The 24696-nt window shown below is 63.0% G+C and carries 20 protein-coding genes; 3 read left to right on the top strand and 17 right to left on the bottom strand.

The window, feature by feature from the left end; all coding sequences use genetic code 11:
- Both RA20_RS04970 and RA20_RS04975 read left to right on the top strand, forming a co-directional pair.
- A partial coding sequence (locus tag RA20_RS04970) for an ATP-binding cassette domain-containing protein (protein WP_039125267.1) occupies nucleotides 1–2164 on the top strand: 2164 nt, incomplete at its 5' end.
- Complete coding sequence (locus RA20_RS04975; RefSeq protein ID WP_039125269.1) at nucleotides 2161–3339, top strand: HlyD family type I secretion periplasmic adaptor subunit; 1179 nt, start codon at nucleotides 2161–2163, stop codon at nucleotides 3337–3339. The genes RA20_RS04970 and RA20_RS04975, both read left to right, overlap by 4 nt.
- A gap of 60 nt (nucleotides 3340–3399) precedes the next feature.
- On the opposite strand, the gene RA20_RS04980 is transcribed toward RA20_RS04975, so the two are convergent.
- Nucleotides 3400–4113 carry a trypsin-like serine peptidase gene (locus tag RA20_RS04980; protein ID WP_082017914.1) on the bottom strand — a complete coding sequence of 238 codons (714 nt, stop codon included), beginning with the start codon at nucleotides 4111–4113 and terminating at the stop codon, nucleotides 3400–3402.
- Between the two features lie 610 nt (nucleotides 4114–4723).
- Between RA20_RS04980 and RA20_RS04985 the strand changes: the two genes are divergently transcribed.
- Entirely contained in the window at nucleotides 4724–7084 is a 2361-nt protein-coding gene (locus RA20_RS04985) for a methyl-accepting chemotaxis protein (RefSeq protein ID WP_039125273.1), read from the top strand.
- A gap of 447 nt (nucleotides 7085–7531) precedes the next feature.
- On the opposite strand, the gene RA20_RS04990 is transcribed toward RA20_RS04985, so the two are convergent.
- From RA20_RS04990 to RA20_RS05065, 16 genes are all read right to left on the bottom strand, one after another.
- On the bottom strand, nucleotides 7532–8284 hold the full coding sequence (locus RA20_RS04990) for an SDR family NAD(P)-dependent oxidoreductase (RefSeq protein ID WP_039125275.1): 753 nt from the start codon (nucleotides 8282–8284) through the stop codon (nucleotides 7532–7534).
- Nucleotides 8281–9198, bottom strand: a complete 918-nt coding sequence (locus RA20_RS04995; protein WP_039125277.1) for a LysR substrate-binding domain-containing protein — start codon at nucleotides 9196–9198, stop codon at nucleotides 8281–8283. Before RA20_RS04995 ends, RA20_RS04990 begins: the two co-directional genes overlap by 4 nt.
- A 19-nt stretch (nucleotides 9199–9217) precedes the next feature.
- On the bottom strand, nucleotides 9218–10420 hold the full coding sequence (locus tag RA20_RS05000; protein ID WP_039125279.1) for an NAD(P)/FAD-dependent oxidoreductase: 1203 nt from the start codon (nucleotides 10418–10420) through the stop codon (nucleotides 9218–9220).
- Nucleotides 10420–11232: an NAD-dependent epimerase/dehydratase family protein gene (locus tag RA20_RS05005; protein ID WP_039125281.1), complete on the bottom strand. Its 813-nt coding sequence runs from the start codon at nucleotides 11230–11232 to the stop codon at nucleotides 10420–10422. The genes RA20_RS05000 and RA20_RS05005 overlap by 1 nt, the downstream gene beginning before the upstream one ends.
- An 11-nt stretch (nucleotides 11233–11243) precedes the next feature.
- Nucleotides 11244–12446 (bottom strand): pyridoxal phosphate-dependent aminotransferase, encoded by a 1203-nt coding sequence (locus RA20_RS05010; protein ID WP_039125283.1) that lies wholly within the window; start codon nucleotides 12444–12446, stop codon nucleotides 11244–11246.
- Nucleotides 12443–14059, bottom strand: coding sequence for a hydantoinase B/oxoprolinase family protein (locus tag RA20_RS05015; protein ID WP_039125285.1), 1617 nt, complete (start codon nucleotides 14057–14059; stop codon nucleotides 12443–12445). Before RA20_RS05015 ends, RA20_RS05010 begins: the two co-directional genes overlap by 4 nt.
- Nucleotides 14060–14062: 3 nt before the next feature.
- Nucleotides 14063–16162: a hydantoinase/oxoprolinase family protein gene (locus tag RA20_RS05020; protein ID WP_039125287.1), complete on the bottom strand. Its 2100-nt coding sequence runs from the start codon at nucleotides 16160–16162 to the stop codon at nucleotides 14063–14065.
- The gene (locus tag RA20_RS05025) at nucleotides 16159–17829 is read right to left on the bottom strand and encodes a thiamine pyrophosphate-binding protein (protein ID WP_039125289.1); all 1671 of its coding nucleotides are present in this window, start codon (nucleotides 17827–17829) and stop codon (nucleotides 16159–16161) included. The genes RA20_RS05020 and RA20_RS05025 overlap by 4 nt, the downstream gene beginning before the upstream one ends.
- Nucleotides 17830–17936: 107 nt before the next feature.
- Nucleotides 17937–18668 carry an aspartate/glutamate racemase family protein gene (locus RA20_RS05030; protein WP_039125291.1) on the bottom strand — a complete coding sequence of 244 codons (732 nt, stop codon included), beginning with the start codon at nucleotides 18666–18668 and terminating at the stop codon, nucleotides 17937–17939.
- 10 nt (nucleotides 18669–18678) lie between these two features.
- Entirely contained in the window at nucleotides 18679–19428 is a 750-nt protein-coding gene (locus tag RA20_RS05035) for an SDR family NAD(P)-dependent oxidoreductase (RefSeq protein WP_039125293.1), read from the bottom strand.
- Nucleotide 19429: 1 nt separating this feature from the next.
- Entirely contained in the window at nucleotides 19430–20167 is a 738-nt protein-coding gene (locus RA20_RS05040; protein WP_039125295.1) for an SDR family oxidoreductase, read from the bottom strand.
- Nucleotides 20164–20829: an amino acid ABC transporter permease gene (locus RA20_RS05045; protein WP_039125297.1), complete on the bottom strand. Its 666-nt coding sequence runs from the start codon at nucleotides 20827–20829 to the stop codon at nucleotides 20164–20166. Before RA20_RS05045 ends, RA20_RS05040 begins: the two co-directional genes overlap by 4 nt.
- 11 nt (nucleotides 20830–20840) lie before the next feature.
- Complete coding sequence (locus RA20_RS05050) at nucleotides 20841–21512, bottom strand: amino acid ABC transporter permease (RefSeq protein WP_039125299.1); 672 nt, start codon at nucleotides 21510–21512, stop codon at nucleotides 20841–20843.
- Nucleotides 21513–21516: 4 nt separating this feature from the next.
- Nucleotides 21517–22272 carry an amino acid ABC transporter ATP-binding protein gene (locus RA20_RS05055; protein ID WP_039125301.1) on the bottom strand — a complete coding sequence of 252 codons (756 nt, stop codon included), beginning with the start codon at nucleotides 22270–22272 and terminating at the stop codon, nucleotides 21517–21519.
- 72 nt (nucleotides 22273–22344) lie between these two features.
- Nucleotides 22345–23166 carry a transporter substrate-binding domain-containing protein gene (locus RA20_RS05060; protein WP_039125303.1) on the bottom strand — a complete coding sequence of 274 codons (822 nt, stop codon included), beginning with the start codon at nucleotides 23164–23166 and terminating at the stop codon, nucleotides 22345–22347.
- 117 nt (nucleotides 23167–23283) lie between these two features.
- On the bottom strand, nucleotides 23284–24693 hold the full coding sequence (locus tag RA20_RS05065; RefSeq protein ID WP_039125305.1) for an FAD-binding oxidoreductase: 1410 nt from the start codon (nucleotides 24691–24693) through the stop codon (nucleotides 23284–23286).
- Nucleotides 24694–24696 lie beyond the last annotated feature (3 nt).

A 24696-nucleotide genomic window follows, 5' to 3' on the forward strand; every position in this document is an offset into this window, starting at 1 on the left:
ATCAGCCCCGAAAGCAAAGGCAGCCGAGAGCCAGCCCGAAGTCGGCTCGTTGCTGGAAGGCGCTGCGGCACGGATCCAGCACCGGGCCAGCCTGATCGCCACCCTGGCGGCTTTGAAGGGCAGCGAAGTGCCGGTCAGCGACATTGCCGCCTTTTTGTGGAGCGAGACCCCTGGCGACCTGTCGCTGCATTCGCTGGCAAAGGCGGTGCAAACCGCTGGACTGCAGCCGAAGATTCTGGACAAGCAAGGCCTGAACCCGGCGCTCTGGCCGGCATTGGCAGTCATGTCCGGCGGCCAGTGCGTGCTGGTGCTGAGCCAGACCGAAGATGTGCTGACCATTTACGACACATCCTGCGCCGACAACCGCACCGAGGTACCGCTGGGCGAGTTCAGCCCCTATTTCACCGGCACTGTGCTGTCGGCCCGCCCCTCGCTGAAACAAATGGCGGCCAAGCACACGCCGCAAATTGACCCCGGCCATTGGTTCTGGAGCGAGTTCCCCAAGTACCGCCGCCAAGTGGGCGAAATCATGCTGGGCTCGCTGGTCGCCAATATCCTGGCGGTTTCGGTGGCATTGTTCAGCCTGCAGGTTTACGACCGGGTGGTGCCCCATCAGTCGCATGCAACGCTTTGGGTGCTGGCCGTCGGCGCCTTCCTGGCGATTGCGCTGGAGGCGATGCTGAAGCTGGCGCGTGCGCGGCTGACCGATGCGGCAGGCCGCCAGATCGAGCTGTCGGTGCAGCACAACCTGATGCGCCGCCTGATCGGCATGCGCTCCGACAAGAAACCGCTGCCGCCTTCGGGCCTGTTTGCAGCGATGCGGGATTTCGGCTCGGTAAGGGAATTCTTCACCTCCTCCACCATTTCCACCCTCGCCGACATTCCCTTTATCGCGGTGTTCCTGCTGCTGGTGGCCTCGATTGCCGGACCGGTTGTCTGGGTGATCATTGCCGGCGGCATTCTGATGCTGCTGCCTGCCTACTTCATGCAGAAGAAGATGATTGCCCTGACCCGCCAGACTCAGGGCGCCAATGCCAAGGCCGGGCGGCTGCTGCATGAGGTAGTTACAGAGCTCGACACCGTGAAAACCCAGCGCGGCGAAGAGCGCGTGCTGCGGCTTTGGGATGAGCTGAACACGCTGTCCTCCCATTCCGCCACCGAGCAGCGCAAGCTGTCCAGCGCCCTCACCTACTGGTCCCAGGGCGTGCAGCAAGCGACCTATATCACCGCCGTTGTGCTGGGCACCCTGCTGGTGTTTGCCGGCGAGTTCACCGTGGGCACCATCATCGCCACCGGCATCCTGACCAGTCGCACCCTGGCACCGCTGACCCAATTTGCTGCAACCCTGGCCCGCTGGAGCAACGTCAAGGCAGCCCTGGAAGGGCTGGACGCCATTGCCCAAGCCCCGCAGGAGAAGGAAAAGGAGCGCACCTATCTGCGCCGCCAGAAGCTCGAAGGCCGGTTCGAACTGCGCGAGATCATGTTCCGCTATGACGACGACGCCGCACCCACCGTGGATGTTCAGGGCGTCGCCATAACCCCGGGCCAGAAAGTGGCGGTACTGGGCGTCAACGGCTCGGGCAAGTCCACCCTGCTGAAACTGCTGTCGGGCCTGTACGCCCCAGACCGCGGCCGCATCATGCTGGACGGCACCGATATGGCCCAGATCGACCCCCGCGACCTGCGGGCGGGCATCGGCTATCTCAGCCAGGACGTGCGCCTCTTTGCCGGCACCCTGCGCGACAACCTGAACCTCAACCAGCTGGAGCGCGATGACGAGCGGCTGATGGAGGCGCTGGAGTTTGCCGGCCTCGGTGCCCATGTGCGCAGCCACCACAAGGGGCTGGATCTGGAAATCAGCGACGGCGGCCACGGGCTGTCCATCGGCCAGCGCCAGTCGATCGGCTGGGCGCGGCTGTGGCTGCAGAACCCTTCGGTTGTGCTGCTTGACGAGCCCACCGCTGCTCTGGACCAAACTCTGGAGCGCACCCTGGTCAGCCGCCTGGAAGGCTGGCTCGAAGGCCGGACCGCGGTGATTGCCACCCACCGGATGCCGATCCTTTCGCTCACCAACCGCACCCTGATCCTGCAGTCGGGCCGGATGGTGGTCGACGGCCCGCGCGATCAGGTTCTGGCGCATCTGGCAGCAGGAGACGGCAAATGACCATGGCTCTGAATGACCCCTACGGCACCGCGGAGACCCCGCGCAGCGCCAGCCGCATCATCTATCTGGCGCTGGCGGCGGTGCTGACCTTCCTGATCTGGGCCGCCTTTGCATCCATCGACGAAATTGTGCGCGGCGAAGGCCAGGTGGTCTCCTCCTCCCGCGCGCAGATCGTGCAGAACCTCGAAGGCGGCATCCTGGCCGAGCTGCATGTGCGGCAGGGCGATGTCGTTTCCGCCGGCCAGGTGCTGGCCAAGCTGCAGGACACCAAGTTCCGCACCGCCGCGGACGAGCTGCAGAACCAGATCGACGCGCTGGAGATCAAGCGCTACCGGCTGGAGGCGCAGATGAAAGGCGCCTTTGAATTCGCCGTGCCGGACATGCTGGCGCAACGCTCGCCCAGTATCCTGGCCTCTGAGCGTGGCCTGCTGACCGCGCGGCAGACCGACTTCAGCAGCCGCCGCGACAGCGCCCGCCAGATTCTGGATCAGCTGAACGGCGAACTCGCCAATATGGAGCAGCTCTACAAGCAGAAGATCGTCGCGCTGATCGAGGTGAACAAGGCCCGCAAGGCCGCCACCGACGCCCGGGCCAAATACAATGAAATCGGCACCCAGGCCGAACTGGAGCAGGCCGAGGAATACTCCCAGACCCTGCGCGAGCTCACCACCCTGCGCCAGGAACAGCGGCTGGCGGTGGATCAGCTGAACCGCACCATCATCACTTCTCCCATGGCCGGCATCGTCAACAGCCTGGCCGTCACCACTATTGGCGGCGTGATCCGCCCCGGCGAGGAAATCCTGGAGATCATCCCGCTGGGAGAGGAGCTGTTTGTCGAAGCGCAGGTCAAGCCCGAGGACATCGCCAGCGTGCAGCCCGGCCAGGACGCCACCATCAAGCTCTCAGCCTATGACTACACAGTCTATGGCTCACTGCGCGGCAAAGTGGACTTTGTCTCGGCCGACACCTTTGAAGACGAGCGCAACCCGCGCGCCGAGCCCTTTTACCGGGTGACGGTGCGCGTGGATAAATCCGGCTTCACCGAACGCCAGCAGGCGATTGAGATCCGTCCCGGCATGCGGGCCACGGCAGAACTGCAGACCGGGGCAAAAACCGTTCTGCAGTATCTGCTGAAGCCGCTGTACAAATCCCGCGAAGCCCTCCGCGAGCCGTAAACAACCCGTAAACCAGTTCGCTTTTGCAGGCAGGCCGCGCAATCTTCACTGCCGGGGCTGTTAACCCGCCCGCCGCATCAGATCCCACAGCGACGCATCAAGTGCGGTTCCGATCGAGACCCGGCGGTTGCCCATTGCCGCTTTGGCGGAGATCACCGACACCAGCCGCGGCGGCAGGCCCGGACGCAGCTCCAGAACCGGCGAGCCCGAGGCCCCGAAATCGACCAGGCAGGACATCACCAGCGTCCGGCTTTGCCGCGCCAGCACGCTGCAGGACTCCTTCAGCCTCTGGCGGGTGGCGTGGCGCCGTGTGTAGGAGAGAACCCCCAGCACATCGCCGCGCGCGGCACCGTTCGACATCGCCAGCGGCTGGATCCGGCTGCGGCTGATCGGACGGTCCAGCTTCAGCACCGCAAGATCACTGCCAATCTGATGGCTGCCGCCTGGACGGTACCGGTATTGCGGATGCATGACCGCCCGCACCACTTGTCGCAATGCCACGGCCTCACGGCCCGACAGCCCTGCCTCGAACCAGATCGTGGCCGGATCAACCCTGCCGCCGGTCCGGGGATCGTACAGGCAATGCGCCGCTGTCAGCACCAGATCTGGCGCGACCAGCGCGCCCGTGCACATGTTCTTGTTACTGATGTTCAGCCGTCCAACGGCCTCCCACCCCTCAATCGACCTGACGCCTGACCGCGTGTCATCCGCGGCCGCGCCAATGGGCATGCCTAAGGACAGGCATGCCGCAATCGCAGCAATAAGAAGTCTCATTACTCACTCCAGCTTCCCACAAAGGCATCGTCATTCAGGCGTGTGGCTGGAATGAGGTCCAATATTGCAAGGCTGAGACGAATCTATGGACAGAATGCGGCAGTGTTAACAATTCCCTAACCCCCCGGTTATTGATGCTTAACCATGGCAAAAAAAACCTGCGCATTTCCAGAAAAACCCGAACAGTCCGGCGTTTTTTCTGGGAAATGCCTCGAAAGCAGGGGGAATTCGCTACGGGCGGCCAGGACTGCTTCATCAGCCCGGCGCAGGCTGCAGCGATTCGCAGCCGGATTTGCAGCAGGACAGCGGCTCGCCCAGCGGCCGGATCGGCCTTTCTGGCGCTGCCAGCCGCTCCGGCACCGCTGCCCAAATGGTTAATTTCTGCCGCTTCGGTTTAGACCGTTTCTGTCATCAGACCGCCGTCCCGCAGCTTTCCGTTCCAGGTCAAGCGAATTGGAAGGCATCATAAAAAATCGAAAACCCATCATAAAACCTCAGGCGTGTTAACTGATCACAAATCCATCTCAAGTTGTATGAGGGCAACTTGCGCCCATAGCATGCGCCGGGGGTCCACTCCGCCGTATGCCTCTCCGCAGAAGGTTAGGAAGCCGTGTTCAAATCGTTGAAGCTCTCCCACAAGCTGCCGCTGCTGATTGTCGGCACCACGCTGACACTTACCGTGATCCTGATTGCCCTCAGCACAAACTACTTCCGGCGCGGTGTGCTCCATGACACCGAAGTCTTTATGCAATCAATGGTGCGCGACCGGGAACTCGCACTGCAGGCATACTTGAAAAGCATCGATGCTGCCATTCTGACCCTTGCCTCGGTCCCGTCCACGGCCAAGGCGATGCAGGACTTGAGCGTCACCTGGGCGACGCGGAGCGGCGCAGATCAATCCGAAGTCCAAAACCTGTCAATGTTTGCCACGGCCGCCTCCCCCTACGACCTGCATTTCGAACGCAGCCACCCGGCGTTCAAAAAAATCATGACACGGATGGGTTTTTACGACGTCTTCCTGATCAGCCCGGAAGGCGACGTGATCTTCTCCGTCACCAAAGAAAGCGACTATGCCACCAACATGGTGTCCGGGCGCTACCGTGAAACCGGTTTGGCCAAGGCATTCCGGATGGCCGCTTCGGGCGAAGCGGAGCGGGTCTATTTCTCGGACATAGAAAGCTATGAACCCAGCCAAGATGCGCCGGCCGCCTTTGCAGCGACCCGCGTCCTGGACGAAAAGGGCCGGTTTGCCGGTGTTTTCGCCCTTCAGATCGCCATTGACGAGATCGCGCGGATTACCACGAATTTCGACGGCGAACTGGAAACACTGGACGTCTACCTGATCGGTAAGGACTTCAAGGCCCGCACCCCGTCCCGCCTGGATGGCGGCCACGATGTGCTCGAGGAATTGCCGCACCTGCCTTATATAGAATCGGCGTTCTCCAGCGGCCCTGAGGCGCAGCCGGACGGCGGCACAGATGGTCGCCACGCGGAACTGTTTCACCCGGAAGTTCAAAAGGAGGACGGCCGCACCGTCACCGCCGTAACCGGCCCGCTCAATTTCCATGGCATTCAATGGGCCGTGATCGCCGAGCTTGACCGGGCGGAAATCCTGGCCCCCGCGGCCCGGCAGCGCCAGGTGATGCTGCTTGTCTCGCTGTCCTGTGCCGCCGCGATCTCCTTCCTGGGCTGGCTGTTTGCCCGCTCGGTGACGAAACCGATCAATCGCATCTGTGAACATATGGAGGCGGTTTCCTCCGGCAATCTGAACACCCGGATTGAAGCAGCATCGCGGCAGGATGAAATCGGCAAGATCGGCAAGACCCTGGTGTCGATGCAGGCTGACCTGAAACAGGCCCGGCTGGCTGAGGAGCGCCGGGACGAATTGCAGCGGGAGCAGCAATTCGTTGTCGAAAGCCTGAGCGCCGGCCTGGTACGGCTGTCTGCGGGGGATTTCTCGCAGCCGATCAGCGAAACCTTTCCCAAGGATCACGAACAGCTCCGCCATGACTACAACCTGACACTGGAAACTCTGAACGAAACGGTGCAGCAGGTTGTCGACGCTGCTGGCAGTATCCGCAACGGCGCCGCTGAGATCAGCCAGGCCTCGGACGACCTCTCGCATCGCACCGAAAGCCAGGCGGCAACGCTGGAACAGACCGCGGCAGCGCTGGATGAGCTGACAGCTTCAGTAACCGAGTCCGCCGAAGGCGCCCGCAGCGTCGAAGCAACCATGGAAGAAGCCCGCGTTGAGGCACAGTCCAGCGATACCGTGGTGCAGAATGCGGTGTCCGCAATGACCGAGATCGAGCAAAGCTCGAACCACATCGGCAAAATCATCGGAGTGATCGATGACATCGCTTTCCAAACCAATCTCCTGGCGCTGAACGCAGGTGTCGAGGCAGCCCGGGCGGGTGAATCCGGCAAGGGCTTTGCAGTGGTGGCAGCCGAAGTACGGGCGCTGGCACAGCGCTCCTCCGATGCGGCGATGGAAATCCAGACGCTGATCAGCGAAAGCTCGCAGCAGGTTGAACGCGGTGTCGACCTGGTCGGCAAGGCTGGCAAAGCGCTGCAGAACATCGTGGCGCGGGTCACACATATTTCGGAGCTTGTTTCCGGAATTGCCGAGGGTGCAGTGAAACAGTCCACCGGTCTCAACGAGATCAATTCCGGGGTGACGCAATTGGATCAGGTTACGCAGCAGAATGCCGCTATGGTCGAACAGGCCACAGCCGCCGGGCATATGCTGAACTCTGATGCCAGCAAGCTTGCTGAACTGGTGGCTCATTTCTCGATCAGCGGCCAGCCGCCTGCAGCGGCAGACGCACCCCCAGCCCCTTCCGAAGATGCCCCCGCGGTGGCGGAGCCGGCCGAAGCATGGGATGATGACGGGAAAGGCCTAGCGGACAGCGACTCCGCCCCGCCCGCCGCCACAGGCACCGAAGGCCTGGTCCGGTGGGAGGACTTCTGACTCCGGCAAACAGGAGTTCGCAGCAGTCACGCCAGACCATTTCAAATAGTCACTCTATGGCCAAGTATTATTCGGCAAAGAACGCGAGGGGCCTGCCGGCAGTTCCGGGCTTGCCTGCTTCGTGGCCGAAGTGTCCGAGTAGAGGCTGCTTAGGTTTCTCTTTCCACCGGCGCAGACGTTTCCCGAACAGCAGCCTTCAATGGCATGGCCTTGCAACGGTGGCTCGCCACCCTCGCAAAAGTTCGGCCTGATAACCAAAGGCACCCTCCGCCCCAAGAGCTTTCTGCGCTGCGCTGATTGCACCGGCGTTTTCTAATAGCCGAGCGGGTTGGCGGATCGCGATCCTATGGGAGTTGAACGTCGTGGCTTTTTCCCGGCACGGCAGCAGTACCGGATCTCAGCGGCGGCGTGCCCCGGGACGGCAGCCAGGGCTGCTTGCCCGGCGTATCAGATCAGCCCCCCGTTCACATGGATAATCTGACCAGTCACATAAGCCGCATCCTTGCTTAGAAGAAACGCGATGGCACCCGCCACGTCTTCCGGTTCCCCCAGACGGGACAACGGAATGCGGGTTTCGATTTGCCGCAAAGTTTCGGCGTCCAAACTGTCTGCGGTTCCGGCGTCCTTGCGGATATAGCCTGGCACCACGCAGTTCACGGTGATCCCGTCCTTGGCAAGTGCCAGAGACAGGCTGCGCACGGCGGTTTCCACGGCGCCTTTGGAGGCTGCAGAAGCAGGGAACTGCGGCATATCGGTGCGAAAGACATGTGCCGTAAAGCTGCTGACTCCCACGATCCGGCCGCGGCCGGAGACAGCCAGCATCGGCTGCGCGGCCTGGGCCAGCTCAAAGAAGCTTTGGCTGTTGCCCTGGAAAGCATAGGCGATGTCAGCGGGTGTCATGTCCTCCAAGGGAACAAGCAATGGAAAACCTGCATTGGCCACCAGCGCATCAAGAGCACCGAACCGCTCGCGATGCGCCTCAGCCACTGATCTGCCGGTACCGGCTTCGGCAAGATCGCCAAGGACCGTTTCCACCTCGGCTCCCCTGGCGCGGGCCTGCTCTGCCACCGCTTGCAGCCGTCCGGCGGACGCCCGCGTGTGCAATGTCAGCCTGGCACCAGGGGCCGCCAGCCGCAGCGCCACGGCTGCGCCAATACCGGACGCGGCGCCGGTTACAACCGCTGCGGTTCCATCGCTCATGCCGGTATCTCCTTCCAATCCTGGCCAGTGACCCAATCACAGAAATTTCCGACTCCGCTGACCCGCCGGTGCGCCCGCGGCAGCACCAGGTAGAAGCCGGGAATCTGTTCCGGCGGCATCGCCAGCAGGGTATCTGTTCCCAGCGGCGCCACAAGGTCTCCGGCCCTGAGATCCCGCTCGGCATCGGCGCGGGAAATCAGGCCTACTCCCATGCCGGACAGCGTCGCCCGGCGCATGGTGGCGGCATCGTGAAAGGCGATCTCCGAGGCCTCTTCCGCCGCCTCCAGCCCAAAGAACTGCAGGATGTCCCGCCACAGGGAATTCTGCAGAACCGGATGCAGCAGAGTCTCGTTCAGAAGGTCGGCAGGTGTCTTGATCCGCGCCGCCACCTCCTGCGTGCAGCAGATCAGCTTGTGGTCTTTCAGCAGCAGCGTGGTGTCCAGATCGCCCCAGCCGCCGTATCCCCATTGCACCGCCACATCGATGTCATCGCGGGTGAAGTCGGGAGTGTCGACCATAGTGGTCATCCGCAGATCGCTTTGCGGCACGAACTCGCGGAACATCTCCAGCCTCGGCAGAAGATAGCGGGTGGCGAAATAGGGCGAGACGTTCAGGGTGATCCGGTCCTTGTACTTGCGGTTGGTAACCCGGCGCACGCCTTCGGCCAGTTCCTCGAACCCGGCCTCGACATAGCGGGCCAGCAGGATTGCGGCCTCGGTCGGCTCAATCGAGCGGCCGCGGCGCTCGAACAGGGTGACCTGCAGCGTGTCCTCCAGCAGCTTGATCTGCTGGCTCACCGCCTGCGGTGTCACCAGAAGCTCATCCGCAGCGCTGCGGATCGAGCTGTGGCGCGCCGCTGCATGGAACGCCTTCAAGGCGTTCAGCGGCGGCAGTTTGAGACGGCTTTGGGTCATGGCATTCTGCGCAAGCGGATCAGATAACAGCTTTTTCCAGGAAAGGTTCGTTTCTCACAACCCGATCATAGCCGATTTCGCTGAGGTCGAGGGCGCGGAATTCGCCATAGATGATCCATTCCGCCACCCCCCGCCCCACTGCAGGGGATTGCTGCAGGCCGTGGCCCGAGAAGCCGTTGGCGAAGATGAAGTTCCGCACTTCGTTATGGGGCCCGGCAATCACGTTGTGGTCCAGCGTGTTGAAGGCATAGTGGCCGGCCCAGAAATTCACCAGCTTGATCGCCTCAAACGCAGGCGAGCGTTCGGCCAGATCCATCCAGATGCGTTCGAATTCCTCGTGCCGCGGCTCGAAGTCGTCCCAGTCCACCGCCGGGTCCTCGGACGGCACGGTGCCGGAGAGGAAATACTTGCCCTCGGGGCGGCAGAAGCTGCCGGAGGGGTCGATCATCAGCGGCAGCCGGCCGTTGTTCACGGCAGCGGTGCCTTCGGGCGTTTGAGCGCAGTCAAAGACAAACAGCGAGCGCTTGCGCGGTTCCACTGGGATGGTGAGCCCCGCCATTGCTGCAGTTTGCGCCGCCCGCGGGCCAGAGGCGTTGACCAGTGTGCCGCAAGCGATGCTCTGGCCGGACTTCAAGGTGACACCGGTGATGCGATCGCCCTCGCGTGCGATATCCGTCACCTCATCAATCAGGTAATCCGCGCCCTGCGCCCGGGCCTTCTTGCGGAAGCCATTCATCAGACCGGTATTGGAGAACCAGCCCTCGCCCGACTGGCCATAGCTCGCCAGCTGCAGGTCATCCACGCGCAGGTGCGGGAAGGCCCTTTTGATCTGATCCGGGTTCCACAGCACCACATCGGCGCCGAGGGATTTTTGCACCTCGTGGTTTTCGCGCAGGATCTGCACCTGCTCGTCCGTCGAGGCGAGGAACAAATAACCGCCTTCGTGGAAGTTCAGGTCAGGCTTTTCCCCATCCACTTCCATGGTTTCGGCGAAGTTGCGGATGAACCGGGTGCCGAACTGGCCGATCTGCACGTTCACCGGATTGGAGAACTGGTTGCGGATCGCCGAGGAACTGAGCGAGGTCGAGGCCTGGGCAAATGTCGGGTCGCGCTCGATGATCAGCACCGAGCCGTCAAAATCCGGATTTGCGGTCAAGAAATAGGCCACTGCCGAGCCGATCACTGCACCGCCGACGATCACCACATCATAGGTGTCACGCATCACTTGGCCTCGTCTTCCGGGTGGCCCAGCTCGCAGAACCAGCCGCCGATGTATTTGACGCCGGGTGCGTTCGGGTCAGGCGTATCCGTCTTGGCTTCCATCGCCTCGCGGAAAGGTTCGGCGCTGTCCTGCGGGTGATAGCCAAGGTGGCCCGCCTTGCTGTCGTCCACCACCTTCAGGCGGTTGTCCGAGATACCGTGGCCGATGGTGTGGCCCAGCCGCGGTGCGGTCAGGCCGCGCTCGACATATTGCACGCAGTCGCGGAACGACAGCCAGCTCCACAGCATCCGCCGGTCGGCAGGCTCCGGGAAAGAGGAGAAGATACGCAGGCACAGGCTTTCGATGCCGAACTTGTCCCAGTAGAGGCGCGAGAGGCTTTCGACGAAGTTCTTGGAGACGCCATAGAGGCTGTCGGGGCGCACCGGGCTATCGGCGTCGATGTGCGCCTCCATTTCGTGATAGCCGATAGCATGCACGGAAGAGGCATAGATCACCCGCTTGGCACCATGTTTCCGCGCGCCTTCGTAGATGTGGTAAGAGCCGCGGATGTTGCTGTCTAGGATGGTCTCGAATTCCACCTCCAGCGGCGCGCCGCCAAAATGCACGATGGCGTCGACATCTTTGGTCAGCGCCATGACGGCCTCGTAATCGCCAAGCTCGCAGACGACGGCTTCTTCGTGCGGCTGCACATCCGCCATTTCGGCACGGTCGGAGATGCGCACATGCTCGGCCAGATGCGCGAGGCCTTTGCGCAGCTCAGAGCCAAGGCGGCCGGCTGCACCGGTGATCAGAATACGGTTGAATGGCTTCATGAAATCACTCCTTAGGCCAGCTTGGCGACCGCATCGGCAATGCGGTTGATGGCGGCGGTCAGCACATCGCCAGACGTTGCGGTGGACAGGCGGAAAAACGGCGACAGCCCATAGGCGCTGCCGGGCACGGCAGCGACGCGGGCTTCATCCAGCAGGAATTGGGTGACCTGGGTGTCATCCTCCAGCAGCACGCCGCAGTGAGTGGTCTTGCCCATGATCCCGGCGCAGTCGATGTAGGCGTAGAAGGCGCCTTGCGGGGCATCCAGCTCCAGCCCTTCGATAGAATTGATGCCCTCCACCACGAGGTCCCTGCGGCGTTCAAAGGCTTCGCGGAAACGCGCCACTCCACCCTGCGGCCCGGTCAGCGCGGCAACCGTGGCGGCCTGAGCAATGGAGCAGGCGTTGGTGGTGGATTGGCTCTGCACCGTGGTCATGCCCTTGATCAGTTCGGCAGGCCCTGCCCCGTAGCCGATGCGCCAGCCTGTCATCGCATAGGCCTTGGAAACGCCGTTGACGATCAGTGTGCGGTCGCGCAAGCCGGGGCAGGCCTTGCCGAAGGAGACAAACTCCAGGCCGTCGAACAGGATGTGCTCGTAGATTTCGTCCGACAGGATGAGCAGGTCCGGATGATCAGCAAGCACTGCACCGAGCGCCTGCAGCTCAGCCTCGGAATAGACCGCGCCGGAGGGGTTGCCGGGCATGTTCAGGATCAGCCATTTGGACCTGGGCGTGATGGCGGCCTGCAGCGCCTCAGGCGTCAGCTTGAACCCATCGGCACGGCAGCATTCGACCACCACCGGCTTACCGCCCAGCATCAGCGCCATGTCCGGGTAGGAGACAAAATAGGGTGCGGGCAGGATCACCTCGTCGCCCTCCTCCAGCGTTGCCATCAGCGCGTTGAAAATGATCTGCTTGGCGCCGTTGGCGACGACGATCTCTTCCGCTGCAAACTCCAGACCATTTTCGCGGCGGAACTTTTCGATCACCGCTTCCTTGGTCGCAGGCGCTCCGCCGGTGGCGGTGTAGCGGGTGTCGCCCTCCATCGCCGCGGTATGGGCGGCGGCGATAATGTGGTCCGGAGTGTTGAAGTCCGGCTCGCCCAGGCCGAGGTCGGCAACCTCCACCCCTTGCGCCACCAGCGCCTTGGCTGCCTGGCTGACCGCCATTGAGGGCGAGGGTTTCACTTGCGCCATTCGTTTTGCCAGCATGGTCATTTGTCTTCCGTCACATATCCGGCCAGCAGGTCGGCGGCGCGCTCTTCGTCGCTGCGCTCCTCAGCAGGGCCAAAGCCGCCACCGCCGGGCGCTTTTAAAATCAACCGCTTGCCTGCTGGCACGTGCTGCCAGCCCTTGGGGCGCAGCTGCGTGCCATCCTCCAAGGCCACCACTCCGGACGCGCCCGCGCCGCCGCCGTCGCGGCCGCGGGCCGGGTGGTTCACCCGGTCGAACATTGCGGAAAAGTCGAACTCATGGCCTTCGGCCGGTGCAATCTCGATGACCTGACCCAGGCCGCCGCGCAGCCGGCCCTCGCCGCCGCTGTCCGGGCGCAGTTCCTTGCGCCAGACCACGATCGGGCCGGTGTGCTCGGTCGCCTCGATCGGCATCGTGTGCACGCCCGAAGGAAAGGCCGTGGCCGACAGCCCGTCCAGCCCCGGCCGTGCGCCGGTTCCGCCGGAGTTGAACATCAGCACCTCTGCGCGGCGCCCCTCCTGCCCGGCCGCGGGGCGGACGGAGATATGGATGTTCCAAAGTGCAGCGGCGCCTTCGGCCATGATCTGGCCCGGCAACGCCTTGGCCAGCGCACCCAGCACCAGATCTGGCACCATGTGCCCCATCACGTGACGCAGAGAGACCGGCGCCGGGCGTTCGGCGTTCAGGATGTTGACCGGCGAGGAGACCGTGAAGGGCTCCAGTGAGGCGGAGTTGTTGGGGATATCCGGCGCCACCACGCATTTCACTGCATAGCAGGCATAGGCCTTGGAATAAATCAGCGGGCAGTTGATGCCCCATTTGCTGGCGCCATCGGTGCCGGTGAAATCGACATTCACCTCGCCGTCCCGAACCGAGAGCGTTGTGGCCAGCTTCACCGACTCGTCATAGCCATCAACGGTCATACTGTTCTGCCAACTGCCCTTGGGCAGGCCCGCGATACGCTCCAAAGTAGCTGCGCGGGAGCGGGAGAAGATGAACTCCCCCAGCTCAGCCAGGCTGTCCATGCCGGTCTCAGCCATCATATCGATCAGACGCCGGTGGCCGACCTCATTGCAAGCCGCCAGCGAGTAGAAATCGCCCACCACCTGGTTCGGCTCGCGCACGTTGCTGCGCAGGATGCTGATCAGGTCCCGGTTCACCTTGCCGCGGTCGGCGAACTTCATGATCGGGATCAGGATGCCTTCCTCATAGACCGACTTGCCATCGGCGCCGAAACCGCGGCCGCCGACATCCACCACATGAGCGGTGCAGGCAAAGAAGGCAACCAGCCTGCCGTCCTTGAACGAAGGCGCCACCATGGTGATGTCGTGCAAATGACCTGTGCCCTTCCACGGGTCGTTGGTCACATAGCAGTCGCCCTCATACATCTCCTCACGCGGGATTTCCGCCAGGAAATGCAGTACGGCCTCGGCCATCGTGTTCACATGCCCGGGCGTGCCGGTGACGGCCTGGGCCAGCATCAGGCCTTCGGGATTGAAGACCCCTGCAGAGAGATCACCCGCTTCGCGGACCGAGGTCGAAAACGCCGTGCGCAGCAGCGTCAGCGCCTGCTCTTCGACCACCGAGATCAGCCGGTTCCACATCACCTGCATGCGGATTTCTGAAATGCCAGCCATGGATCAACCCTCCTTCCGGGTCAAAAGGATGGTGCCGTCGCCCTGCATCACCGCGTCAAAGGGCGCCGTCACAACGGTGGAGGTCTCACGCTCCACGATCACCGCCGGCCCTGTCACACGGGCGCCCGGGGCCAGCGAGCTGCGCTCAACAATGCAGCTGTCGCGCAAATCGTCAGAGCTGGGATCGAACACAGCGCGCCGGCCGCCTTCCGTGGTGGTTTGACCGGCTGTCAGCAGGTCCTGGCGAGCCGGCGCAGGCCGTTCATCGCTGGCTTTCACCGACCAGGTCACGATCTCAATCTCCAGCCCGTCCAGCCCGTCAATTGCCCGGCCAAAGAACCGGGCATAGTTCTCGCGGAACCGTTCGCGGATCAGACCGGCGTCAGCACCTGCCAACTGCCGGTCGGGGATCGCCACCGGGATCTCCCAGCCTTGCCCCTGGTAGCGCATGAAGGCGATGATCTCGCGCTTGATTGCTCCGCCGGTGCCCGCGCGGACAAAGCCTTCCGCCGTCTCGCATAGCTCTGCGAGCATGGCGTTGACGGCGCCCGCGTCGAACTCCGACAGGCGCACCAGGCGGGAGGCCAGCGCCTCATAACCAAACGGCGCCTTGAGGAAGCCGATCGCCGAACCCACCCCTGCCCCCGGCGGGATCAGGCATTGGGAGACGCCCAGCTTTTCGCACAGCCGCGCAGCGTGCAGCGGGGCGGCGCCGCCAAAGGCGATCATCACATTGTCCGAGATGTTCTTGCCGTTTTCCACCGCATGCACCCGGGCGGCGTTGGCCATGTTCTCGTCCACCACTTCGCAGATACCAAAGGCTGCTTCCAGCGGGTCCAGGGACAGCTTGCCGCCGACATCCTTAGCAATCGCTGTGGCGGAGGCGTCCTTGGACAGTTTGATCGCACCGCCCGCGAAATTGTTCGGGTCGATTTTGCCCAGCATCACATCTGCATCGGTGATCGCAGGCCGCTCGCCGCCGCGCTGGTAGCAGGCGGGTCCGGGCTCCGACGCGGCGCTTTCCGGCCCGGTCTGAATGCGGCCCATGGCGTCGACCCAGGCGATGGAACCGCCCCCTGCCCCGATCTCGATCATCTCGATCACCGGGATCGAAATCGGCATGCCCGACCCTTTGCAGAAGCGGTAGGTGCGCGCGACCTCAAAGGTGCGGGCGGTCTGCGGCTCGTAGTCTTCAATCAGGCAGATCTTGGCGGTGGTGCCGCCCATGTCGTAGCTAACGACCTTCTCCAGCCCGAAGCGCGCGGCCACATCGGCGGCAAAGATTGCGCCGCCTGCGGGGCCGCTCTCCACCAGCCGCACCGGGAATTCGATGGCAGTTTCTACTGAGATCAGCCCGCCGCCGGAGTGGATCATAAAGACCGGGCAACCGGCCCCCTGCTCTTTCAGGCGGAACTGCAGGCGGGTCAGGTAGTCCTCCATCTGCGGCCGCACATAGGCATTGGCGCAGACCGTGTTGAAGCGCTCAAACTCGCGCATCTGCGGGCTGACCTCGGCGCTGATCGAGATCGGCATGCCGGGCAGTTTGGCTGCCAGAATTTCGCGGGCCCGTTCTTCATGGACGGGGTTCTGGTAGGAGTGGATAAAGCCGATGGCGACCGCCCCGAACCCGCCTTCGCGGATTTCCCCGGCCAATTCTTCCAGGCGGGCCTCGTCCAGCGCTTGCAGCTCGTTGCCCTGCGCATCGATCCGGCCTTTCACCGGAAAGCGGTCCTGGCGCGGGATCAGGGGCGCGGGCAGCTTCAGGTTCAGATCGTACTGTTCAAACCGGTTCTCGGTCCGCATTTCGATCACGTCGCGGAAGCCTTCGGTGGTGACCAGCGCCGTCTTGGCCCCGCGCCGTTCTATCAGCGCGTTGGTGGCCAGCGTGGTGCCATGGATGATGATGTCCAGATCAGCAAACCCGATGCCCGCCTGTTCAGTAACGATGGCAATGCCATCCAGAATGGCCTGCTCGGGGGCGGTGTAATTAGTCAGCACCTTGGTTGAAAAAATCTCGCCGCGCAGGTCCAGCGCGATATCGGTGAAAGTGCCGCCGATGTCGGCGCCCAAACGGATATCCTGGCGAATGTCCTGTTGGCTCATGCTTGCTCTCCTTTGGCGGCGGCGCGCATCTGGCTGAGGGTCTGGCGCGGGGTCAGCGCCTCAGGCGAGACCGCCAGTTCCAGCACCGCGCCGGTGTCCGAGGCCATGGCGCGTTCAAAGGCGGCGGCAAAGTCTTCGGTTCGTTCCACCAGCTCGGCGTGATAGCCGTAGGACTTGGCCAGCATCACGAAGTCCGGATTTTCCAGCGATGTGCCGGAAACGCGCTCCGGAAAGGTGCGCTCTTGGTGCATACGGATGGTGCCGTAGATGCCGTTGTTCAGGATCAGCACAACCGGCTGTGCGCCGGCCTGCATGGCTGTACCCAGTTCCTGGCAGTTCATCTGGAAATCGCCGTCGCCGGCAAAACAGACCACGCATCGTTCCGGAGAGGCCACTTTGGCCGCCACAGCGGCGGGCAAGCCATAGCCCATGGCACCGGACTGCGGTGCCAGCAGGCGCTGGCCAGGGCCGAATTTGAAGAACTTGTTGGGCCAAACAGTGAAGTTGCCCGCGCCGTTGGTCAGCACAGCGTCTTCCGGCAGCCGCTCGCGCAAGTATTCGGTGACCTTTCCCATGTCGACCGGGCCGGGCTGGTCCGGCAGCTCAAACGCCGCCTCATAATCAGCCCGAGCCTTGGCCCGCCAATCGGCCCAGGGACCGTTGACGCTCTGACCCGCCAGGGCAGCGGCAAAGGCGTTGGGGCCTGCGTGGATCGCCAGATCGGGCTGGTAGACCTTGCCCAGCTCGCGGTCGGAGGCATGCACGTGGATCAGCTTTTGCGCCGGAACCGGCACGTTCAGCAGGGTATAGCCATCCGTTGTCATCTCGCCAAAACGCACATTGATGGCCAGGATCACGTCGGCACTCTTGATTAGCGCCTTGGTGGCCGGCGTCATGCCAACGCCTGCGTCGCCTGCGTAGGTGGCACTGTGGTTGTCGTAGAGATCCTGGTAGCGGAACGCCGCCAGCACCGGGATATCGGAGGCTTCGGCAAAGGCTTGCAGCGCTTGGCTGCCGTCAGCGGTCCAGCCGCCGCCGCCCATCAGGATCAGCGGGCGCTCGGCTACGGCCAGCGCATCGAGAACCGCCCCCGCAGCGGCGGGTGCAGGGGCGGCCTCAAACACGGATACCGGGCCGGTGAGAGCGGGAACAGCCGTGGTATCGGTCAGCATATTTTCAGGGAGTGCGACAACAATGGGCCCGGGACGGCCGGAAACGGCAGCGGTCCAGGCCCTCATCAGGATCTCGGGGATGCGGTCCGCGTCATCGATCTCGGTGACCCACTTGGCAACGGTGCCGAAAGTGGCGCGGTAGTCGATCTCCTGAAACGCCTCCCGGCCCTTCATGTCCGTGCCGACCTGGCCGACAAACAGGATCATCGGCGCGCTGTCCTGCATCGCGGTATGCACCCCGATCGATGCATTTGTGGCACCCGGCCCGCGGGTGACAAAGCAGATGCCGGGAGAGCCGGTCAGCTTGCCATAGGCCGCGGCCATGAAGGACGCGCCGCCCTCGTTGCGGCAGAGGGTGAAATCGAGCTCGCCGCGGGTGTCGTGCAGCGCGTCCAGCACCGCCAGATAGCTCTCGCCCGGGACACCGAAGCTTTGGGTTGCCCCCAAGGCTTTGAGGCAATCTACCAGAAGCTGGCCACCATTTCTCTGTTGCATGTTCGGACCTGTCAGAATGTCGGTTTCTTGATTGAGGCTAGCTGCCGCTTGCGCAGGTGTCGGTGCAGAAAATCTTGGGACTGCCAAGAAATTCTGCCCCCGCCGGATCAGATCACCCCGGAGTAGGGTTTGCGCGCAAGGGTTTCGTGCACGTAGTTGATCATGGTGATGAAATCGAAGACCGGCAAACCGGTGGCGGCTTGCACCGCGTGGGCATAGGGCGGCAGGTCGGAGCATTCGAGCAGGATCGCGCCCAGATCGTCATGCTCCGCCTGCAGCTGCTGCGCAACCTCAATCACGCCTATGCGGATGCCGTCGTCATCCAGCTCGCCGATATTGGCGATGATGCCCTGCATGAAGGCCTCCTTGGTCTCCATTCCGCCGATGGCCAGCGGGATGTCTTCGGAGATGCCCGTGCCGGAGAAATGCGCAGGCTTCAGGCAGGTCGAGTCGGCGGTGATGATGCCGACCCGCTTGCCAGTGATCTGATGCACAAAGGGCACCTGCAGCAGCGAGGAGGCAAAGACCGGGATGTCGACGGCTGCCGCGATCTCTTTCTGGAACAATGCCATGAAGCCGCAAGCGCCGGTGATCGCCTTCACGCCCTCGTCCTGCAGCTTGCGGGCTGCGGTGATGAAGGGGTCGATCAGGGTGGGATCAGCCTGGTAGAGCAGCCGGTCGGCGGTGGCGCCTTCGACCACTGCATAGCGCACCGGGAAATCATAGGTCGTGGCGTTGGCCACATTTCCCGGCAGGAAGGGATAATGGCAGTCGAGCACCAGGATACCGATGGTCTCGCCAGCCCAGCTTTGGCTTTTCAAACGGGATTTGTAGATCATCTGCCGTCCCTTATGCGTAGATATAGCCGCCGGAGACGATGATGTTCTCGCCGGTCATATAGGTGTTCTTGGGACCGCCCGCCATCAGCACCCATTCGGCCATCTCGCGCGGCTCCCCGCCGCGGCCAAGCGGGCTGGCAGAAGCGAGTTCGCCAAGGAACCCGGCTTCGCGTGCCTTCTCCGTCGCCATGCCTGCGGGGGCGACCGAGTTTACCAGGATGTTGTCCGGCGCCACTTCATGCGCAAAGCTCTTGGTCAGGCTCACCACCGCAGCCTTGGTGGCGGCGTAATGGGCGTTTTGGGGATGCGCCTTGAAAGCATCGACCGAGGTGATGTTGACGATCCGCCCCTTGACCACGCTGTCAGCCTCCTGCGCCCGGAACTGTTTGATGGCGGCGACGCACATGTGAAAGGTGCCCTTGATGTTCACCGCGTTGGAGGCGTCCCAGTCGGCGTCGGTAATCTCAAGCATCGGTTTGCGCGGATAGATGGCGGCGGAATTAATCACCGTATCAACCCGGCCCAGACCCTCCGCCACCTGGGCGAAGGCTGCATGAGCCGCCTCGGAAGTGCGGATGTCGCAAGCCGCAAAGGCAGTTTTCAACCCTGCCCTCTTGGCCAGAGCCAGCGCCGCCTCAGCGGCCCCGGCATTGATATCGATGATACCAAGCCCGGTCGCGCCGGCCTCAACCGCCATTTCCGCCAGCAAGAGGCCAAGCCCGGCGCCGCCACCCACGATCACAACAGACAATCCGTCCATCTCAGTCTTCCTTTTTCGCAAAGCCCCCGCCGCCGGTGAACTGGGCGGTGGGCAGAATATCAAAGCGGGTCACATCCACGTGCTGAGGCATCTGCAGCACCGACAGCAGCATCTGCGCCACATCCTCGGGCTGTACCGCGTCGAAGGCCTGGTACATGCCCTTTCGCGCCTGATCGCTCAGCACATCGCGGTAGAGGGCGGTTTCGACCCGGCCCGCAACGATTTCGGTCACCCGCACATTGGAGCCGCACAGATCGCAGCGCAGCGCGGCGGCAAAGCTGGAAATCGCGGCCTTGGAGGCGCCGTAGACCGCCATATTGGGAAACGGCGCCTGCCCCGCGGTGGAGCCGGTGAAGAACAAGTGCCCGCGCTTGCGGGCCATCATTCCCGGAAGCACAAGCCGGGTGACGGCAATGGCAGCGCTCAGGTTCACTTCCAGCGTGGCGTCAATATCGGGCTGCGCCATGTCGGCAAACCCAACCACCGGAGGAATGATGCCGGCATTGTTGACCAGCACATCAATCTCTTCGCCGTCCAGCGCCGAGGACAGCGCCTCGCGGTCGGTCAGATCCACCGCCAGCGGGCGCACGCCTGCGGTGCTTTGCATCTTTTCCAGCGTGGCGGCACTGCGGCCGAGGGCGATGACCTCGTGACCGGCACCAGCCAGAGCGAAGGTGATCGCCTTGCCAATGCCGCTGGTGGCACCGGTGACAAGAGCAAGGGGTTTCTTCTGTGTCATGCTTTCACAACCTTCAAAAGGCGGCCCTCGACAAGGCTGACGGCGCGGGTCAGCGGGAAGCCAATGGCGAAATAGATCAGCGCAATCGCGGTCAGGATTTCGATGGGCCGGGCAACGTTATTGGCAATATTCTGGCCAACATACATCAAGTCCGCCATGCCCACGGCCGACACCAGGGCGCTTTCCTTAAACAATGACACAACGTTAGACAGCAGGTTCGGGATCGCCCGCAGCACAGCTTGCGGCAGGATGACAAACACTGTCTGCACGCCCTGCGGCAGACCCAGCGCCGTGCAAGCATCAAACTGGCTGGCTTCAATGGACTTGAGTGCGGCCCGGAAACTCTCGGAAGTGATCGCTCCGCTGTAAAGCGACAGCGCAATCACCGCCGAGGTGAAACCGCTAAGCTCAACGCCGAGAAACAGCGGCAGGCAAAAGAAGATCCAGAACAGCTGCACCAGCACCGGAGTGCCGCGGAAGAACTCCACATAGATGGTGGTGACCCAGTATAGCCCCTTGTTTGCGGAAGTGCGTCCCATACTGAGGAGAAACCCCCAGATCAGCCCCAGCACGACGGCGATGCCGACAAACTGCAGAGTGGTCAGCAACCCGCGCCAAAGAACACCGGAGTACTCTGCCAGAAAGGAGAAATCGAAGTCCATCTTGAGCCTCCTCAGTTCGCCAGCAAGCGCTTGGTGCGCCGCTCGATCAGGGTGACGGCCTGCGACACCGGAAAGGACACCGCGAAATAGATCAGTGCCACGGTGGTCAGTGTCTCGATGGGGCGGAAGGTCTGGGTTGAGATGTAGCGGCCCTGGTACATCAGGTCCTCTACCGAGATCAGCGCCACCAGCGCCGACTGCTGGAAAATGCCGATGCCATTGGTGATCAGCACCGGCAGTGCCAGGATCAGCGCCTGCGGCAGGATCACGTGGATGATGCGCTGCAGCGCGTTCAGCCCCAGCGCGGTGCTGGCGTCGGTATGGGCGTGCGGGATCGCCTGGATCGCAGCGCGATAGGCCTCGGCGTTGAAGGCTGCGAGGTTCAGGCCGAGGGCGAGAATGCCCATGAACTCGGCGCTCCACCAGACATTGAACAGGATCGGGATGCAGAAGAAAAACCAGACCAGCTGAATCAGCGCCGGGGTGCAGCGGAAGAACTCGATATAAGCGGTCAGCGGCCAGACAACGGCTTTGACCTTGGAGAGCATGCCGATGGCGACGAGGAAGCCCAGAACCAAGCCGATCACATTGGCCCAGAGCGTCAGCTCCAGTGTCAGCCACAAGCCTTCGATCAGCTGCGGAAGGCCCTTTTTCACATAGAACCAGTCGAATTCGTAATTCATCCCCTCACCCCGCGATATGCAGCACGTTGCGCAGGAAATCCCGGGTGCGCTCCTGCTGGGGGTTGCTGAACAAGTCGTCCGGGGCGGCGGCCTCGATCACCTTGCCGCGCTCCTGGAACACCACTTTGGTGGCGATGCTGCGGGCAAAATGCATGTCGTGGGTGACGATCATCATCGGCATTCCCCCCTCGGCCAGCTCCATCATGGTGTTTTCCACCTCGACCACCAGCTCCGGGTCCAGTGCTGAGGTCACCTCGTCAAACAGCATCAGCTTGGGGTCCAGCATCAGGGCGCGGGCGATGGCGACGCGCTGCTTCTGGCCGCCGGACAACTGGCTTGGATAGAAATTCGCCCGCTCCGCCAGGCCGAAGCGCTCCAGCAGGCCCAGCGCCTTGTCCTTGGCCTCGGATTTCTTCACCCCGCGCGAGCGGACCGGGGCCAGGCAGAGATTGCCAAGCACCGACAGATGCGGGAACAGGGTGTAGTGCTGGAACACCATGCCCACGTCCTTCTGCACCCGTTTGTCCAGCGTCATGCGGCCATCTTCTGCGCCTTGGATATAGCCGTCACCGCCGAGCCGGATGGTTCCCCCTGCAATGTCCTCCAGCCCCATCATGCAGCGGAGCAGCGTGGACTTGCCGCACCCCGAAGGGCCGATCAGCACCAGCCGGTCGGCGTTTTCCATATGCAGGTCAAAGCCTTCGAAGATCGAAAGCGATCCATAGCGCTTGACCAGCCCGTCAATCTCCACAAAGGCCATAGTGCCCTCCCCGTTCGTCCCGGCTTGCAAATGCCGCCCCAGGACCAACCGGGGCGGCACAGAAAACCGGGTTTATTCGGCAGTCATGGCCTCGACGGCAGCGTCATAAAGGCGCTGAACGTTGCCGGTTGCGACCTGTTCCTCCAGGTAGATGTCGAGCACCTGCACGTCCTCCAGCGGCACCGACTTGCGCAGGCCGAATGCGATGCCCTGTTTGGCAATCGCAGGCTGCGGCAGCACCTGCGCGGCCCAGTCAGGGTTCTGCAGGATGGTGATGCGGTGAATATCGCTGTCGGTGGCAAAGACATCGGCGCGCTTGGAGATGATCGCCAGGCGGCCCTCATTGGCCCCGTCCAGGCGGATGATCTTGGCATGTTTCACCTGCGGCGTAATCGACAGGTCGCCCGCGGCGCCCTGCATCACGGCGATGGTGATGCCTTCCTTGTCGAAGTCCGCCAGCGACGTCATATCCGGCGTGATCTTGGGGTTGCGGGTGTCGTGCAGCAGGCCGATCTCATAGCTCCAGATCGGCATCGAGTAGTTCACCGCCAGCGCCCGCTGCGGCTTGCGGTTCAGGGCCGAGGAGATGTCCCATTTGCCAGCCTGCAGGCCAGCAACCATATTGCCCCAGGTGGTTTCGACCACTTCAACCTCAACGTCGATGGAGCTGGCAAATCCATCCATCACATCCAGGAAATAGCCGGACCAGTCACCGGTTTTGGGGTCACGCACCAAGAGCGGCGGCGCCTCGGCCACGCCCACGCGCAGGGTGCCGCGTTCCTGCACGTCAGCCCACAGGTTTTCCTTGTCCTGCGCTGCAGCCGGCTGCATCAGCCCGGCAACGGCCAGAGCCGCAACAGCGGCAAAAGTCTTCATATTGGTCATAAAGGACATGGTTTTCCTCCCTTGGGGTCCCTGCGCCGGGCTGGCAGATGCCCCTGCTCCGGCCTGGCGAAAGCCTGGCCGGCGAAGGGCCCGCCAAAACATCAAGAAATCCCGTACTTTGGTAAGTTATTCTTGCGGATCCGCCGACCCGGTCAGCACGCCGGGATTAAGCAGCCCTTGCGGGTCTACTGCCTGCTTCAGGGTCCGCATCAATTCACGCTCCTCCGGGCTTCGCAGTTGATCTGCAAAAGAAACTTTCGAACGCCCCAGTCCGTGCTCGGCTGCGAAACTGCCGCCTGCAGCCTCTGCCTCCTGGTAAATCAGCTGTGAAAGTGCAGCTTTGGCATCCCCGAAGTCCCGCCTGCCGTCCGGCGGGCTGAGGTTGTAGTGGATGTTGCCGTCGCCCAAATGGCCGAAGGGGTTAATCCGCACGCCGGGCAGAACTGCGTTCAGCTGCGGTGCCATCCTGGTGATGTACTCCCCCAGGCTGGCCACCGGCACCGCAATGTCATGCTTGACCTGCGCGCCCTCCAGCCGCTGGCCCTCCGGCATTTCTTCGCGCAACCGCCACATTGCCACCCGCTGCGCCTCATTGGCGGCCACCGTACCATCAAGGATCAACCCTGCTTCAAAAGCCTCGCCCAGGGCAGCCTCCAGCATTGCATCCAGATGCAAGCTCGGTGCTGCGGTGGAGAGCTCCACCAGCAGATAGGCGCTGCCGCGGGTTTGCAGCGGGCAGCTCACGCCTGACACATGGCGCAGGGCCAGCTCAAGCCCGGTGCTGCTGAAGAACTCAAGCGCCGACATGAATTCGCCCAGATCCCGGCGCAGCTGCCCGCCCAGCCGGACCAAAGCGTCAAAATCCGCGACAGTCAGCAGAGCCGAGGCCCGCGACACCGGCGCCGGAAACAGCCGCAGCGCGGCGCGGGTCACCACGCCCAAAGTGCCTTCGGAACCGCAGAACAGGCGGCGCAGCTGATAGCCGGCATTGTCCTTGACCAGTGGCCGCAGCCCGTTCCAGACTCGGCCGTCGGGCAGCACCACCTCCAGCCCCAGCACCAGGTCCTGCATCATGCCATAGCGCAGCGCATGACTGCCGCCGGCATTGGTGGCAATCAGCCCGCCGATCTGGGCGCTGCCCTCAGCGCCGAGATGCATCGGAAAGATAAGATCGTGCTCTGCGACGGCCTGATGCACCGAGGCCAGAACTGCGCCCGCCTCGACAGTGACGGTAAAATCCAGCGGGTCCACCGCGCCGATCCGGTTCATCCGCGACAGCGACAGGATGACATGCCCCGGCGCCCCCGGAACCGCCCCGGCGCAGAGGCTGGTGTTGCCGCCCTGCGGTGTTACCGGCACGCCGGCCGCATGAGCCAGCCGCATGACCGCCGAAACTTGTTCAGTGTTCTCAGGCCGCGCCACGCCCAATGGCAGATGCGACTGCATTTTCAGCCAATCGGTCTGCCAGGCCTCCAGGCCCTCGGTCAGCCAGCCCTTGGGCCCCAGCAGCGCGGCAAGATCCTCTGTCAGTGCCATGAC

The organism is Leisingera sp. ANG-Vp (genome assembly GCF_000813725.1).
Classification (GTDB): Bacteria; Pseudomonadota; Alphaproteobacteria; order Rhodobacterales; family Rhodobacteraceae; genus Leisingera.